This window comes from Vibrio sp. RC2502 (genome assembly GCF_054850435.1).
In genome coordinates this window covers 1-19,126 of sequence record NZ_CM141453.1, presented here as the reverse complement: position 1 = coordinate 19,126, position 19,126 = coordinate 1, and the positions used below count along the sequence as shown (strand labels likewise).

Sequence of the window (19,126 nt, the reverse complement as noted above, 5' to 3'; positions counted from 1 at the left end):
TATTAGGCACCCTATAATTTATGCACAAAACGCATAAATTAGATGATGAAGTTTCATTTTATTCATAAATAAAGAAGGCATACACTTACAGGCAGTTAATGGCTTGCTGCTCGTGGCATTCCTGCCGCGCTATCGCACACTCGGAGAACCTTATGTTTAATGCTCTAGTTCTAAACCAAGAAGACAAACGTACTATCGCAAACATCGAACAAATCGATGAAACACAACTGCCGGAAGGCGACGTACTGATTGACGTTGATTACTCATCGTTAAACTACAAGGACGGCCTTGCGATCACAGGGAAAGGTAAAATCATCCGCAACTTCCCAATGGTACCAGGCATTGATCTAGCAGGTACGGTCGTAAGCTCTGACGATGCACGCTACCAAGCAGGCGATAAAGTCGTTCTTACTGGCTGGGGTGTCGGCGAAAACCACTGGGGCGGTATGGCGCAACGTGCACGTCTAAAGGCGGATTGGTTGGTTCCACTACCAAAAGGCTTAGACAGCAAAAAAGCAATGATGGTCGGTACAGCTGGCTTTACCGCAATGCTGTGTGTTCAAGCTCTGCTGGATGCTGACATCAAACCAGAAGCTGGCGAAATCCTTGTCACTGGCGCCAGTGGCGGCGTAGGTTCGGTGGCAGTGACGCTTCTGGCTCAACTGGGCTACAAAGTGGCAGCCGTTACTGGTCGTGTTGAACAAAACGGTCCACTTTTAGAAAAACTGGGCGCAAGTCGCATCATCGACCGTGTTGAATTTGAAGAGCCTGCACGCCCACTAGAAAAACAAATTTGGGCTGGCGCAGTCGACACCGTTGGCAGCAAAGTGCTAGCGAAAGTATTGGCGCAAATGGATTACAACAGCGCCGTCGCGGCGTGTGGTCTTGCTGGCGGTTTTGACCTGCCAACCACAGTAATGCCGTTCATCCTACGTAATGTGCGTCTGCAAGGTGTGGATTCCGTGATGTGCCCAACCGAAAAACGCATCGCAGCGTGGGAAAAACTGGTTGAGCTACTACCAGACAGCTACTTCGAGCAAGCGTGTACTGAAGTAGGGCTCGCTGAAGCGCCAAAATACGCCGAAGATATTACCAACGGCCAAGTAACCGGTCGCATTGTTATCAAGCTATAGTCATCAAGCTGTAGCTATAAAGCTATCGTTATCAAGCTACAAATCAGCACTTCACGTAAATAGAGCCAGCGTTGCTGGCTCTTTTGTTATCAGTTTAATCCCATGTCTTCGATTCGCTTCGCAATCAGCCTGCTGCACTCTTCACGCACAACGGAGCGCAACCATTCTTGAGCAGGAGAATGCTCACAGCGCGCATGCCAAATCATCGAATAATCAAAAGGCGTAAATTGGAATGGCAACGGTTTTACGACTAGGTCATAGCGCTCAGCAACCAGATACGCCAAATCTGCCGGAACGGTAATGATGATAGGCAGAGTATCCACAATCGCCAGCGCAGCTTCTAAATGGTACGCACGCAGCACCATTTTGCGTTGCGGCTTGTCGATTAAAGCTTGCTCAATCAACGCTTTCACTCCGTCACTGATGGCAATCATCGCGTGAGGGTGGCTCAAATAGTCGTCCAAACTCATCTCTTGATTCGCCAAAGGATGCTGTTTGGACAGTAAACACAACACGCCAACGCGACCAAGAATCTCGCTACGCAGCGGCTCTACGGGGCCAGTTGGGCGACAAATGGCGAGATCAGCCCCTTCATAAGTCAACTGATCGGATAAACGGTCATGCTGTAAAGGCAAAAAGTTAAACGACACATTCGGCGCTTCTTGATAAATGCGCGGTAAAGCAAACGGCAGGATAGTTTGCATAGCGTAGTCCGTGGTCGCGATGGTGAACGTCTGATCGCACTGCTGAGGATCGAACTCGACGGGCGACAACAATTGGCGCAGCGATTCCAACGGTTCACCTAAAGAGCGATCAATTTCTAGCGCTTTTTGGGTTGGGATCAAGTGCTGACCTTGGCGCGTAAACAGCGGATCGCCAAGCAGATCGCGTAATCGCCCTAACACACGACTCATCGCCGATTGGCTTAAATTAAGGCGAGTTGCCGCCTTACTGACGCTGCTTTCTTCAATCAGTACACGCAACGCGACTAATAAATTCAGATCTCGGCGATAGATGTCTTCTAGTTCCACGATTTGCCACTTACAATGCGAGGGTTTTATCAAATTGTACTCTTCAGGCAAAAAAAATCCCGCCTTTCAGCGGGGAAGCCCAAGAAAAATGGGGATAGTGTCGGAATGAAGTGTTGGTAAAAATAGGTGAGCGGTATTGTTCATGTTTGATTGAGGCAAGAAGCGCTAATTCTCTTGCTCTGATGCACCTGACCATTTGTGCATCTCAATCCAAATCCCAATAATGGTTGCACTCATGCCTGCTAAAGGCATCAATGAGGTTTCAGCTGGCGTTCTAAGTACCAATGCACAGAACGAGATAAAACACAGCACTGAGTAAATCGTGAGTCTGTCTAACGCTGTTAACATCGCCTCTCCCTGCCAGTTGTTACCAAATTGTTAATTTAAGGTAAAACAAAAAAATCCGTTTGCCAAGTGGTTATTGAATATTTTTTCAACGAACGTAAAATTCACCGCTAAGTTAGTTACGAGAATCACACTATGAGCTTTAATCCTGAACTGGCAACAAAGACGTTAGAGGCGGAAGGACTGCGCTGCCCAGAGCCAGTGATGATGGTCAGGAAGACAATTCGCAACATGCAAGATGGTGAGGTTTTGCTAGTAAAAGCGGACGACCCATCGACAACTCGAGATATTCCGAGTTTCTGCCGCTTTATGGATCACCAGTTGATTGCAGCGCAAACAGAACAACTGCCTTATCAGTACCTGATTAAGAAAGGTTTGGAATAATCTCAGTGAGATCAAAAACGGCAGCCCAGTGGGCTGCCGTTTGTTTATTCGTCATATTCTAGTGTGCGAACTTCAGATTGGAGTTTGTTAAGTTGTTTCTGCATCGCACGTATTTCTTCATGCATTGGAATAATGTGCGCCACCCGAATCCACGCTTCAACCGTCAAGCCAGTAAGAATGAACGTCCCTGCCACAATCGGCAACCACATATCAGTCAGTACCATCGCTAACAAGCACAGCGCCAAACCAAAGGTGAATAAATAACTCTGACTCTTTGGGGTCATCCCCATGTAACGTGTAAGCATAAACTTGCCCTCTCGCTATCATTCACACCATTAAACTACCATGACAAGTATGACACTAATATGTCATCCGTCACGCTACGGAGCGATTTTAAGTCAGAGTTTGAGCTGCGCCACTAATTCGCTAGTTATTGATAATTCGCACCATTTTAACGATTGTTCGCAGATAGCGTTTTTCCTTTTCAGGCTACTTTATCTGCTTCAAACCATTAAAAGAAGGCCGCACCAATCGCCAACAACACGAATAAAATAGCGGTTACTTTACGGATCAAACCCAATGGCATCTTGTCTGCTGAAAGCTTACCAATCAACACCACTGGCACGTTGGCCAACAGCATACCAATGGTCGTGCCAAGTATGACCCAACTCAGCGCATCCGCGTATTGCGCGCCTAGAATGGAAGTCGCAATCTGAGTTTTATCACCGATTTCAGCAACAAAGAAGGCAATAAAGCTGGCAATGAATGGTCCACGATTCGAGATCTCTTCGTCGTCATCCAGTTTGTCTGGGATCAGAACCCAAGCTGCCATGGCAACAAAACTGACCACCAGCACCCATTTTAAAACATCAGGAGATAGATAGTCGGCCACTACCACACCTAACCATGCAGCTAAAGCGTGGTTGGCAATGGTGGCTAAAAAGATGGCTGCAATAATTGGAATGGGTTTGCGGTAACGACTGGCAAGTAATAGGGATAGCAATTGGGTCTTATCGCCAATTTCTGCTAACGCTACAGTAGTAATTGAAATAGCTAAAACGCTCACGACATGCTCATTGGGGCGGGATAATTATTTTAACCATAGACAAACCTCACGCCCCACCCCGGTTCGTGATGATTTGTCTAAGGTCTTGCTAAACTTGAAAGGCTTCAAGTCTCGAACGCCATGGTGATTTTGCACCAATTATGTTGACGAACGAACCGGATGAAACAGAGACTTCATCAGGTAAGCTACTCCCCAAAGACAGGCGCAATTCTAGCCACCTTTGTTGCGCATCACAAGAGTCAAAGCAGGTGAAAACTCCCTTTTAGGAAAAATACAGCAGATAACGCGGTAAAAATTCATTAAAGGAGAAAATTGCCCACGAATTAATCAAGATTAGCTCTACTCCCATGCTCAATATCTGGTTATACTTGATTGTTATTTTATTCAACCGTAATTACTCTTTATCACCCTTGTTTGAGTTGAAAAACTCGGCATACGAGACGAATTAATGAGTAACTAGAGAATCGCGCGAACCTGACTTATGCAAAAATACGATATCAAAACCTTCCAGGGAATGATCCTCGCGCTGCAGGATTATTGGGCTCAAAATGGTTGTACCATTGTTCAACCGCTAGATATGGAAGTGGGTGCGGGTACCTCTCACCCAATGACCTGTCTACGAGCGCTTGGCCCAGAGCCAATGTCGACAGCTTACGTACAACCTTCACGTCGTCCTACTGATGGCCGTTACGGTGAAAACCCTAACCGTCTTCAGCACTACTACCAATTCCAAGTAGCGCTAAAACCATCGCCTGACAATATTCAAGAGTTGTACCTTGGCTCCCTTGAAGTTCTTGGTATTGACCCACTTGTACACGACATCCGTTTTGTAGAAGACAACTGGGAAAACCCAACACTAGGCGCATGGGGTCTAGGCTGGGAAGTTTGGCTAAACGGCATGGAAGTAACTCAGTTTACTTACTTCCAACAAGTTGGCGGCCTTGAGTGTAAACCAGTGACTGGTGAGATCACTTACGGTATCGAACGTCTAGCAATGTACATCCAAGAAGTAGACTCGGTTTACGATCTAACTTGGAACATCGCGCCAGACGGCAGCAAGGTAACTTACGGTGACATTTTCCACCAAAACGAAGTTGAGCAATCAACTTACAACTTCGAACACGCAGACGTTGATTTCCTATTCAGCTTCTTCGACCAGTGTGAAAAAGAATCGAAAGAACTACTCGAGCTAGAAAAACCGCTACCTCTGCCTGCTTACGAGCGCATCTTGAAAGCGGCACACGCGTTCAACTTGTTAGACGCACGCAAAGCAATCTCGGTTACAGAGCGTCAACGTTACATCCTGCGCATCCGCAATCTGACTAAAGCAGTAGCAGAAGCATACTACGCATCGCGTGAAGCTCTTGGCTTCCCAATGTGTAAGAAAGAACAAGCGTAAGGGGTAGAGTCACATGGCAAAAGAATTTCTAATCGAGCTAGGTACAGAAGAGCTACCACCAACGCAACTTCGTACTCTAGCTGAAGCATTCGCAGCAAACTTCGAAGCAGAACTAAAAGGCGCTGAGCTTGCTCACGAAGGCGTAAAATGGTTCGCGGCACCTCGTCGTCTTGCATTAAAAGTCGCAGCATTGGCAGAAAGCCAATCAGACAAAGTTGTTGAAAAACGTGGTCCTGCGGTTTCTGCAGCATTTGACGCGGAAGGCAATCCGACCAAAGCAGCTCAAGGCTGGGCACGCGGTTGTGGCATCACTGTTGACCAAGCTGATCGCATGGTAACCGACAAAGGCGAATGGCTACTGTTCAAACAAGAAGTGAAAGGTCAGCCAACGTCTGAGATCGTAGTTGAACTTGCAGCAAAAGCACTAGCAAACCTACCTATCGCAAAACCAATGCGCTGGGGTAACAAAACGACTCAATTTATCCGTCCAGTTAAGACGCTAACCATGCTAATGGGCAGCGACCTAATCGAAGGCGAGATCCTAGGCGTAGCATCAAGCCGCACTATTCGTGGCCACCGCTTCATGGGTGAAAAAGAGTTCACTATCGATTCTGCTGAGCAATACCCTGCAATCCTAGAAGAGCGCGGTAAAGTCATGGCAGATTACGAAGCGCGTAAAGCAATCATCCTAGCTGACGCACAAAAAGCAGCAGCAGCGGTTGGCGGTATCGCTGACCTAGAAGATGACCTAGTCGAAGAAGTAACGTCTCTGGTTGAATGGCCAGTAGTTCTAACAGCGAAGTTCGAAGAAGAGTTCCTAAAAGTGCCTTCTGAAGCGTTGGTTTACACCATGAAAGGTGACCAGAAGTACTTCCCTGTCTACGATGAAAACAAGAAGTTACTACCGAACTTCATCTTCGTATCGAACATCGAATCAAAAGAGCCTCGTTACGTAATCGAAGGTAATGAGAAAGTGGTTCGTCCTCGTCTTGCTGACGCAGAGTTCTTCTTCAACACAGACCGTAAGCGTCCGCTTATCGACCGTCTGCCTGAGCTAGAACAAGCGATCTTCCAAAAGCAACTGGGTACGATCAAAGACAAAACAGACCGCATCACAGAACTTGCTGGCTACATTGCTGAGCAAATCGGTGCTGACGTTGAGAAATCAAAGCGTGCTGGTCTACTAGCAAAATGTGACCTAATGACCTCAATGGTATTCGAATTCACGGATACTCAAGGTGTGATGGGTATGCACTATGCTCGTCACGACGGTGAAGCAGAAGAAGTTGCAGTCGCGCTGAACGAGCAATACATGCCTCGTTTCGCAGGTGATGAACTGCCATCAAACGGCGTTTCAACCGCAGTTGCAATGGCAGATAAGCTAGACACTATCGTCGGTATCTTCGGTATTGGTCAAGCGCCTAAAGGTTCTGACCCATTCGCACTACGTCGCGCATCTCTAGGTGTACTACGTATCATCGTTGAATACGGCTACAACCTAGATCTTGTTGACCTAGTAGCGAAAGCGAAGTCACTGTTTGGTGAGCGTCTAACCAACGTAAACGTTGAGCAAGACGTGATTGAATTCATGCTTGGTCGTTTCCGTGCTTGGTACCAAGACGAAGGCTTCAGCGTAGACATCATTCAAGCGGTACTAGCGCGTCGCCCGACGAAACCAGCAGACTTCGACCAACGTGTTAAAGCGGTTTCTCACTTCCGTGAACTAGAAGCAGCAGAGTCTCTAGCAGCAGCGAACAAACGTGTAGGTAACATCCTAGCGAAATTCGACGGCGAACTAGCAGAAGAAATTGACCTAGCACTTCTACAAGAAGACGCAGAGAAAGCGCTAGCAGAAAGCGTTGAAGTAATGACTGAAGCACTAGAGCCTGCATTTGCAACCGGTAACTACCAAGAAGCCCTAAGCAAACTAGCTGACCTACGTGAGCCAGTGGATGCGTTCTTCGATAACGTAATGGTAATGGCAGACGACGAAGCGCTTAAGAAGAACCGTCTGACACTGCTAAACAACCTGCGTAACCTGTTCCTACAGATCGCAGACATTTCTTTGCTTCAAAAGTAATTCATTACTCTTCGAAGTGATTAAGAGATAAGTAAAAGGGAAGCGTCAGCTTCCCTTTTTTGTTGCCTTCAAACGGAGATAACCGGTTCTTATTATTCATTTTGTGAACAAGGCAAAAATTTGTAGGGTGAGACGCGTTGAACTTGTTGGTGCAGAGCTCGGATTGTAGAGGCACAGTTTTGCTATAACTGGGTTGTTTATTCGGGGGAAGGACACAATGAAAAAAACAATTCTCGCACTCTCTATCGGCCTACTGAGCGCCTGCAGCCAAATTCCAGAAAATGCCATCGTATTAAGCGTTGGAGACGATACTGCCGTCTTCGAACCAAACTCAGACGGTTTACTCGTCGCAGAGCAAAAACTAGAAAAAGGCAACCACACCTTTACCATTGCCGACAGCAAACAAACCTGTGGCAACAGCTTTGCGCTAGCGGAAGAAAGCCGCATCAAATTCAATACACCATTAAAAATGGATAACTGTGCAACCGACACATCTATGCCGCTGCGCATTTTCAAAGCCAATACCTACCTCTTCACGCTCAATCCAGACACCAATGAGCTAACCGTTAAAATCAAACCAAAACAAAGTCAGGACATCACCTATTCTTGCCCTGTCGCAACTGACACACCAAAAACCATCAATGTTGCCAACACCTTTACTGACGGCACGGTTGTTCGTGATGCCTTAACCGGACAAGAAACGACAGTCGCCAATGGCAGCGTAACCATGCAGCCGGGGCCTATGAGCCAAGGTCTGTTATTGCTAGAAGAGGTTGATCAGCAAGCCGAAAAACCTTTCAGCTGGGACAACGCGACGGTGTATTTTGTCATGACCGACCGCTTCTATAACGGCAACCCGGACAACGACAACAGCTACGGTCGCAACAAAGACGGAAAATACGAGATTGGTACCTTCCACGGTGGCGACTTAGCGGGTCTGACGAAAAAACTCGATTACATCGAATCACTTGGTGTGAATGCCATCTGGATAACCTCACCACTGGAACAAATCCACGGCTGGGTTGGCGGCGGCGATAAAGGCGACTTTAAGCACTACGGCTACCACGGCTACTACCACCAAGATTGGACCAAGCTTGATGCCAACATGGGTACCAAAGATGAGCTGAGAACCTTCATCGATACCGCGCACAAGAAAGGCATCCGCGTGATTTGGGATGTGGTCATGAACCACACTGGCTACGCCACATTAGCCGACATGCAGGAATTCGGCTTTGGTCAACTTTACCTTGATGACCAAGAAGCCAAACAAGTACTTGGTGAAAAATGGACCGACTGGCAACCAAAATCAGGACAAAGCTGGCACAGCTTCAACGACTACATCAAATACGGTGATAGTGAAGCGTGGGAAAAATGGTGGGGCAAAGATTGGATTCGCACCGACATTGGCGATTACGATGCGCCGGGATACAACGACATCACCATGTCTTTGAACTACCTACCGGATCTCAAAACCGAATCGACGCAGAAAACCGGACTACCAAACTTCTTCCGCAATAAAAACACCAATGCGCAAGATGAGTTGAAAACCCCACGAGAACATCTGATCACATGGCTATCGGATTGGGTACGTGATTACGGCATTGATGGCTTCCGCGTCGATACCGCCAAACACGTTGAGATGGAAGCGTGGGCAGAGCTCAAAGCAAGTACCACTCAAGCCCTCGCCGAATGGAAACAAAACCACCCCGACAAAGCACTAGACGATCTGCCATTTTGGATGACCGGCGAAGTGTGGGCACACAGCGTGGTGAAGAGCCCGTATTTCGATAACGGCTTCGATTCGATCATCAACTTCGAGTTCCAATCTGACGTGGCTCCAAAAGCGCTAAAGTGTTTCGCTCAACTTGATAATGATTACCGCCGCTATGCAGAACGTATTAACTCCGATCCTGAATTCAACGTGTTGAGTTACCTGTCTTCGCACGATACTCAACTGTTTTGGTCGGCACGCAGCCGCAGCTTTGATGACCAAGCTCGCGCCGCCAATGCGTTAATGCTGGCACCGGGTGCAGTACAAATCTACTATGGCGATGAGATTGCCCGTGACTTTGGCGTGACTGGATCCGATCCGACCCAAGGTACACGTTCCGACATGCCATGGGACAAGATTCATGGCGAGCGTGAAGACTTACTACAACATTGGCAGAAATTGGGCGAATTCCGTCAACGCCACCCAGCGGTTGCTCAAGGTAAGCACATCACTCGTAATCAAGAAGGCTACTACGCGTTCGAACGCCAATATCAAGACGACAAAGTACTGATTGTTTACACTGGCGAATAACCGACTCACTCCACCAGCAAGGGAAGCATTTCGCTTCCCTTTTTTAATTCCAAATCCTCTCCATCTGGTCTGATGACAAACTTTTTTCTTCTTCGAGTAAATTCACACTTTGCGTCGTAATAACATTAGGGTAAGGTCAAGTATTACTCTATAAGCTGATGTTTCGTCAGCAATCAAGACACATAAAGCAATCACAATGAATTAGGTATATGTAAGCATGCAGTTCTCAAAGTTTGGTGAAAAATTTAATCAGTATTCAGGTATTACGCAGTTAATGGACGATTTGAATGATGGCCTACGCACGCCAGGTGCCATCATGCTCGGTGGGGGTAACCCGGCCGCCATTCCTGCCATGCTCGATTACTTTCACCAAGCCAGTGAAGAAATGCTCGCCAGTGGCGAACTCGTCGCCGCGCTCACTAATTATGATGGCCCTCAGGGTAAAGACGTGTTCGTCAAAGCGCTCGCACAGCTGTTTCGTGAAACATACGGCTGGGACATCAGTGAGAAGAATATTAGCCTGACGAATGGCAGCCAAAGCGGGTTCTTCTACCTATTTAATTTGTTTGCTGGTCAGCAGCCAGATGGTTCGCACAAAAAAGTCCTGTTGCCTATCGCACCGGAATACATTGGCTACGGTGATGCAGGTATCGATGAAGACATTTTTGTTTCGTACCATCCAGAAATAGAGCTACTCGACAACGGCCTATTCAAATATCACGTTGATTTTGAAAAGCTCACCGTCGATGACTCCGTCGCAGCAATTTGTGCATCTCGCCCAACCAACCCAACAGGTAACGTACTGACTGACGAAGAAGTGCGTAAACTGGACAAATTGGCGCGCGAGAACAACATCCCACTGATCATCGACAATGCGTACGGCTTGCCGTTCCCGAACATCATTTTTGAAGATGTCGAACCGTTCTGGAATGAAAACACCATCCTGTGCATGAGCTTATCTAAGCTTGGCTTACCGGGTGTGCGATGTGGGATTGTGATTGCGAGTGAAGAAATCACCCAAGCACTCACCAATATGAATGGCATCATCAGCTTAGCGCCAGGCAGTGTTGGCCCAGCATTGGCAAACCACATCATCGCTAAAGGCGATCTACTCAAACTGAGTTCAGAGGTGATTAAGCCGTTCTACAAGCAGAAATCACAACGCGCGGTAGAACTGCTACAACAGGCGATTACCGATGAGAGATTCCGTATCCACAAACCTGAAGGGGCGATCTTCTTGTGGTTATGGTTTGATGAGTTGCCAATTACGACAATGGAGTTGTACCAACGCTTGAAAGCGCGTGGTGTATTGATTGTTCCGGGTGAGTACTTCTTTATTGGTCAGAAAGACGAGTGGGACCATGCTCATCAGTGCTTGCGCATGAACTACGTTCAAGACGATGAGATGATGCAGAAAGGTATCGCGATTATCGCGGAAGAAGTCGAAAAGGCTTACCAACAAGGTCAGTAAAGCAAACTCCCGCATCAAAGACACAAATTAAAAAGAGCGCCAACTGGCGCTCTTTCTCACTCTATAGGGCAAATAACTTGCTGATTAGTTGCTTTCTAGCAGGTTGTTGCCACCGATAGCAATTTTACGTGGTTGCATTGCTTCTGGAATTTCACGAACCAAGTCAATGTGTAGTAGGCCGTTTTCCATTGAAGCGCCAGTCACTTTTACATAGTCCGCTAATTGGAACTTACGTTCAAAATCGCGCTCTGCAATGCCTTGGTACACGTAGTTTTTGCCTTCTTCTGCTTTACGCTCGCCCTTCACGATCAACATGTTTTCATTTTGAGTTAGATCGAGTTGGTCTTCAGAGAAACCAGCAACTGCCATAGTAATACGGTAGTTGTGCTCATCTTTTTGCTCGATGTTGTACGGAGGGTAACCGCCAGAAGTATTTTTCGCTGTATTTGCTTCCATCAGGTTTAGCAGACGATCAAAGCCAATTGCATTACGGTATAGTGGTGAGAAATCTACGTTACGCATAAATCTATCCTCTTAATTAAGCAATAGTCTTAGTTCGGATGAACTTCATCCTACTGGCGTGTTTATGCAAAAACCGACGCCGAACTAAGAGATTCTTATCATTCCACTGGCCTTGGTTTGGCTCGGAGACATGATATTGAATCTAAAGGTTTAAGTTGTGTGCTAAAACACCATATCCTCTTTTGAGCGATCTCGTTTTAGCGATTCCAGAGGGCTGGTCTTCTAGTCTCTAGCAAGCCAGTCATCCTCTTCACAACTAGATATAAGGTCATCAAAAATCGCTTTCAAGGGACAAAATGAAAAAAATTTCAACGCACCTATCAAAGACCTCAAATTAAGCTCGCTTTTCCTACGCGACAACAATACAAAGCCCACCTCTTACGGCGGGCTTATAAGCCGCAATTTTTATTTGCGAGATGGTTTACGCGCTTTCACCATTCCTTGCTCGGCCGCTTTCTCTTGCTTCAACTTACGTTTTTCTTTCAAGCTTAACTGGGGTTGCTTCTTGTCTTTTTTACTCATGACTTCACCTCTATTTTACTGACATAACATACAGCTACACACCAGATGCGGTGTTGGCGGCTGTGATTGATGAATGATTTCGGTAATCACAAAGCAGCGGCGCTGGTTGAATATCTCGAGTTCTAAGACCTCATCCTGAGAACGCCCCAACAATCGGGAACCTAAGTACGAGTCAACAGCTAGCATCCCCGCAAGAGGTTGGCTCTTACGTGAATCAACTAACGTCATGCGATATTGATAGGAGCGGTCAAGATCCACTAAGCGAACGGTGTCGCCAATCGCAATTCGGGCTAAGTTGCGACACTGGGTTTGCTGTTCGTAGGCTTCAAACAGCGACAGTAATCTTAGTGGTGATTGATAGGTTAAAAAGCGACTGGTTAACCACCAAGTTCGCAGCGCTAAGCAGTACGCAGTGAACCAGCGTTCAAACATGATATTTTCCTTCTTAATGCCTTGTCTTACAGATAATTGCAGTGCATTGAACCGGAAGTGCGTCACCTCCGGCTTAGTTCAGGAAAATCGTCACCATGTTTTCTAACCTCGTATGATTGGAAAGCTCTACAGCACTATAGCGAGCAGGAAAAAGAAAGCAAAAGCACTCAAGCGAACAAAATGGCAAGAAAAACAGAAAAGGGAAACAAAATGGTGCCGCTACTCAAGCCTCTGGCAGTTAGTAGCAGAAAAGCCAAAGTCTTGGCATAAAGTGGTGATTTTCATACCACCAAGAAACAAAAAAGCAGCGATGGCTCGCTGCTTTTTTCTATCCAAAAACGCTTGTCGCTACACGTCTAGGTTTGCAACCTTCAGTGCGTTCTCTTCGATGAAGTGACGACGAGGTTCAACTTGGTCACCCATTAGCGTTGTAAACAATTGGTCTGCGCCTACCGCATCTTCAATCGTTACTTGCATCATGCGACGCGTCTCTGGGTCCATTGTGGTTTCCCAAAGCTGATCTGGGTTCATCTCACCTAGACCTTTGTAGCGCTGACGGCTTAGACCACGCATCGATTCTTTAACCAACCACTCAAGTGCTTCAGCAAAGCTTGATACTGGCAGAGTACGTTCACCACGTTTGATGTACGCGCCCTCTTCTAGAAGACCGTCTAGGACTTCAGAAAGGTCCGCCAGCTTGCCATATTCTTTTGAGTTTAGGAAATCAACACTTAGCGCGTGCTCGTGAGTCACACCGTGTGTACGAACGATGATCTTCGGCAGGCTCAAACCAAGCTCTGCGTGCAGCTCCACTTCGTAGCTGTATTGGCTTGCACCCACTTCTTTCGCGTTTAGTTGCTCAACAAGTTGTTTTGTCCAAGCTTCTACTACTGCTGCATCATGACACTGCTCAGCCGTTAGACGAGATGTGTAGATAAGCTCATGCACTAAGGCGCGAGGGTAACGACGGCTCATACGGTCAGCAAGCTTGATACCTGCATTGTATTGTTGAACCAGTTTTTCTAGCGCTTCGCCAGCTAGAGCTGGAGCTTCTGCGTTTACGTGCAGTGATGCGTTGTCCAATGCCAATGATACTTGGTATTGGTTCATCGCTTCTTCATCTTTGATGTACTGCTCTTGTTTGCCCTTCTTCACTTTGTATAGTGGAGGCTGAGCGATGTACACGTAACCACGCTCGATAAGCTCTGGCATTTGACGGTAGAAGAAAGTCAACAGTAGCGTACGGATGTGCGAACCATCGACGTCAGCATCGGTCATGATGATGATGTTGTGGTAACGCAGTTTGTCCGGGTTGTACTCGTCACGACCGATACCACAGCCAAGTGCTGTAATAAGCGTTGCAACTTCTTGCGAAGACAACATCTTGTCGAAACGTGCTTTTTCTACGTTCAGGATCTTACCTTTCAGCGGTAGGATTGCCTGATTCTTACGGTTACGACCCTGCTTAGCTGAACCACCCGCAGAGTCACCCTCCACAATGTATAGTTCAGAGAGTGCCGGATCTTTTTCCTGACAGTCTGCAAGTTTGCCTGGTAGGCCTGCTAGGTCTAGCGCACCTTTACGACGAGTCATTTCACGCGCTTTACGTGCGGCTTCACGTGCACGTGCTGCATCGATGATTTTCGAACAAACCATCTTCGCTTCGCTTGGGTTTTCGACCAAGAACTCAGATAGCTTCTCACCCATCGCCGATTCAACCGCTGATTTCACTTCAGAAGAAACCAGTTTGTCTTTGGTTTGGCTCGAGAATTTTGGATCAGGAACTTTTACTGAAACAACGGCAGTCAAACCTTCACGCGCATCGTCGCCTGACGTTGCCGTTTTCGCTTTCTTCGAGAAGCCTTCTTTATCCATAAAGCTGTTTAGCGTACGTGTTAGTGCCGCACGGAAACCAGCAAGGTGAGTACCACCATCGCGCTGTGGAATGTTGTTGGTGAAACAGAAGATGTTCTCTTGGAAACCATCGTTCCACTGCATTGCCACTTCTACCGAGATGCCGTCTTCACGTTCTAAGTCGAAGTGGAAGATTTTCTCGATGATTGGTGTTTTGTTGGTGTTTAAGTGCTGAACGAACGCTTGAATACCACCTTCATACATGAAGTGGTCTTGCTTGTCCGCTTCGCGCTCATCAATAAGCTTGATAGAAACGCCTGAGTTCAAGAACGATAGCTCACGCAGACGTTTTGCTAGGATGTCGTAATGGAATTCAGTGTTAGAGAAAGTTTCTGCACTTGGCCAGAAACGAATTTGTGTACCGGTTTTATCCGTATCACCCACAACCGCTAGAGGCGCTTCAGGCTCACCATGACGGTAAGTTTGCGTGTGGATATGACCGCCACGATGGATGGTTAGTACCACTTTTTCTGACAGTGCGTTTACTACCGAAACACCCACGCCGTGAAGACCGCCTGATACTTTGTACGAGTTATCATCGAACTTACCACCAGCGTGCAGTACGGTCATGATAACTTCTGCTGCTGATACTTTTTCTTCTGGGTGCATTTCTGTTGGAATGCCACGACCATCATCGCTAACGGAAACCGAGTTGTCCTCATGAATTGTCACAACGATGTCTTTACAGTGACCTGCCAACGCTTCATCAATTGAGTTATCCACCACCTCGAAAACCATGTGGTGAAGGCCGGTGCCGTCGTCCGTGTCCCCGATGTACATACCTGGACGCTTACGTACCGCATCCAGACCCTTCAGTACCTTAATACTCGATGAATCGTAATTTTCAGACATGAGTTTCTCTCTTCTAGTTTGACTCTATCCTGCCATGTTCCACATGAAACAATTTGCCATTATCGTCGAGCATGTCGGCGATTTGGTTTTCAGTGATAGAGCTTACAAATACTTGTGCGCCTGTCTCTTTCAAGCAATCTGCAAGACGCTTGCGACGTTGGCTATCTAATTCCGACGCAAAGTCGTCAATTAGGTAAATGCATTGTTTACCGGTCATCGCTGTAAGATGTTGCCCTTGCGCCACACGCAACGCACACACCATCAGCTTTAACTGACCGCGTGACAGAACATCCTCAACGGGCGTTCCATTCACTTTAATGCGCAAATCAGCTTTATTCGGGCCACTAAAGGTGTACCCCAAAGACTGATCACGCTCGAAATTCTTTTCTAGTATTTCTTGGTATGGGGTGTCTTTATCCCAACCACGATAATACTTCAATTGGATCTCAAATTCTGGCAAAAATGTCTGACAGATCGTTTCTGCGACGGTTTTCATCTGTTCAATGTACAGTGACCGCCACTGGCTGATGTTTTCCGCCAAACGCGCCATCTCTTGATCCCAATAACTGAGCTCACGATAGCTACTCGCGGTCTTCAACAACGCGTTTCTCTGTTTGTTGAGACGCTTAAAACGACCCCATGCATCATAAAATGCTGGCTCGGTATGAAACACGCCCCAATCGATGAATGCACGGCGATGTTTTGGACCATCCGTCAGTAAATCAAACCCTTCTGGATGTATCAACTGCAGCGGTAACACTTGCGCCAATTGCGCCAATTTTTGCCCAGATTGACCGCCTATTTTAACCTCTGTCGAGCCATCGCGCTGCTTATTAATGCCGATAGGTAGCTCAAATTGATCCGAGTTCAAAAAACGACCATGAACAAACAGTTCATCACACTCATTTTGAATCACACGACCAGTGAGAGAGCTTTTGAATGAGCGACCATGCCCGAGTAAATAAATCGCTTCTAGGACACTGGTTTTGCCGCTACCGTTCGGTCCAATAAGAAAGTTAAAGCCTGCTGATAACTGAATATCACAGGCTTTAATGTTGCGAAACTGCTGAATGATGAGACGAGAAAGAGGCATTCAGTTGGCTTATAGACGAATTGGCATCACCACGTACATGGCACTGTCATCGTCGGCATTTTCAATCAATGCACTGGCATTGGCATCCGACATCGACACTTGTACCTTCTCGCAACGTAGCGTGTTCAGCACATCCAACACGTAGCTAACGTTGAAGCCGATTTCGATTGGGTCACCTTCAAAGGTCACATCCAGCATCTCTTCGGCTTCTTCCTGCTCTGGGTTGTTTGCCGTAATGCGCATTTCGCTGCCCGCTAAGTTAACACGCACACCACGGAACTTTTCGTTAGAAAGAATCGCAGCACGCGAGAACGCTTGGCGCAATTCATCACAACTTGCGATCAGTGTTTTGTTGGTATGTTGCGGTAATACGCGGCGATAGTCAGGGAAACGGCCATCAACCAGTTTAGATGTGAAGATAAAGTTGTTCACTTCTGCACGCACGTTTGAGCTGCCAATTTGCAAAACGACAGGTTGCTCTGGCGCATCCATCAGCTTAACCAATTCCTGCACACCTTTGCGTGGCACTATGATTTGCTTTTGGGCGAAGTCAGCACCTAGTTGAGTTTGCGATACTGCCATACGGTGACCGTCGGTCGCCACACTACGCAGTGTCGTGCCATCGATTTCAAACAACATACCGTTGAGGTAGTAACGTACGTCTTGGTTTGCCATCGAGAACTGAGTTTTGTCGATAAGCGTACGCAGATCCGCTTGGCTCAGTGATACTTCAACTTCACTTTGCCAATCTTCAATGTTCGGGAAGTCATTCGCTGGTAGCGTTGCCAGTGAGAAACGGCTGCGACCAGAACGAACTTGCACGCGATCGCCTTCTAACACAAAAGTGATGATCGCATCGTCTGGTAAGCCACGGCAAATATCGAGAAACTTACGCGAAGGAACGGTAATGCTACCCGCTTCGAAATCCCCTTCTAGAGTCACTTTGCTCACCAATTCCACTTCTAGGTCAGTCGCGGTCATTGATAGCACGTTCTCATCTACTTTAATCAGTAGGTTGCCCAAAATAGGCAGGGTTGGTCGGCCACCCAAAGCGCCCGAAACCTGTTGTAGCGGTTTGATTAAATGACTACGTTCAATAGTAAATTTCATGCTTGGCTCTTTACGCTGTCAGCTCAAAAATTGATTTGCTTAGAATACCGTTATTCTAACCGATTAAGAAGACAGGGTGCGAATCAAGTTCGAGTAATCTTCCTTAATATCGTGGCTCTCTTCACGCAGCTGCTCAATCTTGCGACATGCATGCAAAACGGTCGTATGGTCTCGGCCACCAAACGCATCACCGATTTCTGGCAAGCTGTGGTTAGTTAGCTCTTTAGCCAGTGCCATCGCCAATTGACGAGGACGTGCAACGGAGCGAGAACGACGTTTAGACAGCAGATCCGCCACTTTGATTTTGTAGTACTCAGCAACCGTCTTTTGAATGTTGTCAATGGTCACCAACTTCTCTTGCAGCGCCAGCAGATCGCGCAGCGCTTCGCGAACGAAGTCGATGGTGATTGGGCGGCCAGTAAAGTTCGCGTTGGCAATGACTCGGTTCAACGCGCCTTCCAACTCACGAACGTTGGAACGCAGACGTTTTGCAATAAAGAACGCAACTTCGTCAGCCAAATGAATTTGATGGTCTTCAGCTTTCTTCATCAAGATCGCCACACGCGTCTCTAGCTCAGGCGGCTCGATCGCAACCGTTAGACCCCAACCAAAGCGCGATTTCAGACGATCCTCTACCCCGCTGATCTCTTTTGGATAACGGTCAGAAGTTAGGATGATCTGTTGGTTACCTTCCAACAATGCGTTGAAGGTATGGAAGAATTCTTCTTGTGAGCGCTCTTTGTTGGCAAAGAATTGGATGTCATCGATAAGGAGTGCATCCACACTACGGTAGTAGCGTTTGAATTCTTCAATCGCATTGTTTTGCAGTGCTTTTACCATGTCTTGCACGAAACGCTCAGAGTGCATGTACACCACTTTCGCGTTCGGGTTGTTATCCACAATCGCGTTACCCACAGCGTGAAGCAAGTGAGTTTTACCTAGACCAGTACCACCGTAAAGGAACAGTGGGTTGTAGGCTGCTCCTGGGTTATCCGATACCTGACGCGCCGCAGCCAAACCCAGTTGGTTCGATTTACCTTCTACGAAGTTGTCGAACTTATGTTTTGGGTTCATGTTTGAGCGGTGATTGATCGCTGCAATCGCTTGAGGGTCGTCATCCCATGTTTTGTGCACAGGTTTACGTGCTTGCAACTGCGCAGGCGCTGAAGATTCCGCAGCCACATCCGCCGGCGTACGTGTCGGTGCTGGCTTAGGCGCAGAAACTGGGCGACTGCCCACTTCAAAGCGTAAATTCGGGATGTCGTTACCACAGTATTCCTGCAGTAAACGAGTAATGCTGTTCAGATACTTATCACGCACCCAATCCAACACAAAGCGGTTTGGCGCGAATAGAGTGAGAGTATTGTCATTGAGCTCCGCTTGTAACGGACGAACCCACATACTGAATTCTGTAGCTGGTAGCTCTTCTTGAAGCTGCTGCAAACATTGCAGCCAAAGCGAAGATGACAC

The 19,126-nt window shown here is 47.2% G+C and carries 16 protein-coding genes; 6 read left to right on the top strand and 10 right to left on the bottom strand.

Translation table 11 applies throughout. The features are described 5' to 3' along the window. Nucleotides 1–152: 152 nt before the first annotated feature. Nucleotides 153–1,133 (top strand): acrylyl-CoA reductase (NADPH), encoded by a 981-nt coding sequence (acuI, locus tag ACYJZR_RS00080; protein ID WP_021449039.1) that lies wholly within the window; start codon nt 153–155, stop codon nt 1,131–1,133. Nucleotides 1,134–1,222: 89 nt separating this feature from the next. Here the strand turns inward: acuI and ACYJZR_RS00075 are convergent, their stop codons facing one another. After that, the gene (locus tag ACYJZR_RS00075) at nt 1,223–2,164 is read right to left on the bottom strand and encodes a LysR family transcriptional regulator (protein WP_005458693.1); all 942 of its coding nucleotides are present in this window, start codon (nt 2,162–2,164) and stop codon (nt 1,223–1,225) included. Nucleotides 2,165–2,329: 165 nt separating this feature from the next. Beyond that, nucleotides 2,330–2,512 carry a hypothetical protein gene (locus tag ACYJZR_RS00070; protein ID WP_005458692.1) on the bottom strand — a complete coding sequence of 61 codons (183 nt, stop codon included), beginning with the start codon at nt 2,510–2,512 and terminating at the stop codon, nt 2,330–2,332. 132 nt (nt 2,513–2,644) lie between these two features. Here ACYJZR_RS00070 and tusA point away from each other — a divergent pair, with 132 nt between their 5' ends. Next, entirely contained in the window at nt 2,645–2,893 is a 249-nt protein-coding gene (tusA, locus tag ACYJZR_RS00065) for a sulfurtransferase TusA (RefSeq protein ID WP_005426051.1), read from the top strand. A gap of 44 nt (nt 2,894–2,937) precedes the next feature. On the opposite strand, the gene ACYJZR_RS00060 is transcribed toward tusA, so the two are convergent. Next, nucleotides 2,938–3,198, bottom strand: a complete 261-nt coding sequence (locus ACYJZR_RS00060) for a hypothetical protein (protein WP_005497541.1) — start codon at nt 3,196–3,198, stop codon at nt 2,938–2,940. A 206-nt stretch (nt 3,199–3,404) separates the two neighbouring features. Next, the gene (locus ACYJZR_RS00055) at nt 3,405–3,959 is read right to left on the bottom strand and encodes a TMEM165/GDT1 family protein (protein ID WP_005458690.1); all 555 of its coding nucleotides are present in this window, start codon (nt 3,957–3,959) and stop codon (nt 3,405–3,407) included. A gap of 481 nt (nt 3,960–4,440) precedes the next feature. On the opposite strand from ACYJZR_RS00055, the gene glyQ reads away from it, so the two are divergent. The 4 genes from glyQ to ACYJZR_RS00035 all read left to right on the top strand — a co-directional run bounded on the left by glyQ (nt 4,441) and on the right by ACYJZR_RS00035 (nt 11,211). Next, nucleotides 4,441–5,358: a glycine--tRNA ligase subunit alpha gene (gene glyQ, locus ACYJZR_RS00050; protein ID WP_005458688.1), complete on the top strand. Its 918-nt coding sequence runs from the start codon at nt 4,441–4,443 to the stop codon at nt 5,356–5,358. A gap of 13 nt (nt 5,359–5,371) precedes the next feature. Then, nucleotides 5,372–7,438 carry a glycine--tRNA ligase subunit beta gene (glyS, locus tag ACYJZR_RS00045; RefSeq protein ID WP_406966434.1) on the top strand — a complete coding sequence of 689 codons (2,067 nt, stop codon included), beginning with the start codon at nt 5,372–5,374 and terminating at the stop codon, nt 7,436–7,438. A 217-nt stretch (nt 7,439–7,655) separates the two neighbouring features. Next, complete coding sequence (locus tag ACYJZR_RS00040) at nt 7,656–9,740, top strand: alpha-amylase (protein WP_461715833.1); 2,085 nt, start codon at nt 7,656–7,658, stop codon at nt 9,738–9,740. Nucleotides 9,741–9,957: 217 nt separating this feature from the next. After that, nucleotides 9,958–11,211 carry a valine--pyruvate transaminase gene (locus tag ACYJZR_RS00035; RefSeq protein ID WP_005458682.1) on the top strand — a complete coding sequence of 418 codons (1,254 nt, stop codon included), beginning with the start codon at nt 9,958–9,960 and terminating at the stop codon, nt 11,209–11,211. A gap of 84 nt (nt 11,212–11,295) precedes the next feature. Here the strand turns inward: ACYJZR_RS00035 and ACYJZR_RS00030 are convergent, their stop codons facing one another. The 6 genes from ACYJZR_RS00030 to dnaA all read right to left on the bottom strand — a co-directional run bounded on the left by ACYJZR_RS00030 (nt 11,296) and on the right by dnaA (nt 19,126). Next, a complete protein-coding gene (locus ACYJZR_RS00030) occupies nt 11,296–11,733 on the bottom strand; it encodes an Hsp20 family protein (protein WP_005458680.1) in 438 nt (145 codons plus the stop codon). Between the two features lie 537 nt (nt 11,734–12,270). Continuing rightward, nucleotides 12,271–12,687: a GreA/GreB family elongation factor gene (locus ACYJZR_RS00025; protein ID WP_005486183.1), complete on the bottom strand. Its 417-nt coding sequence runs from the start codon at nt 12,685–12,687 to the stop codon at nt 12,271–12,273. A gap of 348 nt (nt 12,688–13,035) precedes the next feature. Then, a complete protein-coding gene (gyrB, locus tag ACYJZR_RS00020) occupies nt 13,036–15,453 on the bottom strand; it encodes a DNA topoisomerase (ATP-hydrolyzing) subunit B (protein WP_020904416.1) in 2,418 nt (805 codons plus the stop codon). Nucleotides 15,454–15,466: 13 nt separating this feature from the next. Beyond that, a complete protein-coding gene (gene recF / locus ACYJZR_RS00015; protein WP_005458661.1) occupies nt 15,467–16,546 on the bottom strand; it encodes a DNA replication/repair protein RecF in 1,080 nt (359 codons plus the stop codon). A 9-nt stretch (nt 16,547–16,555) separates the two neighbouring features. Further along, the gene (gene dnaN, locus ACYJZR_RS00010; protein WP_024703787.1) at nt 16,556–17,656 is read right to left on the bottom strand and encodes a DNA polymerase III subunit beta; all 1,101 of its coding nucleotides are present in this window, start codon (nt 17,654–17,656) and stop codon (nt 16,556–16,558) included. A gap of 63 nt (nt 17,657–17,719) precedes the next feature. Continuing rightward, entirely contained in the window at nt 17,720–19,126 is a 1,407-nt protein-coding gene (dnaA, locus tag ACYJZR_RS00005; protein WP_005488867.1) for a chromosomal replication initiator protein DnaA, read from the bottom strand.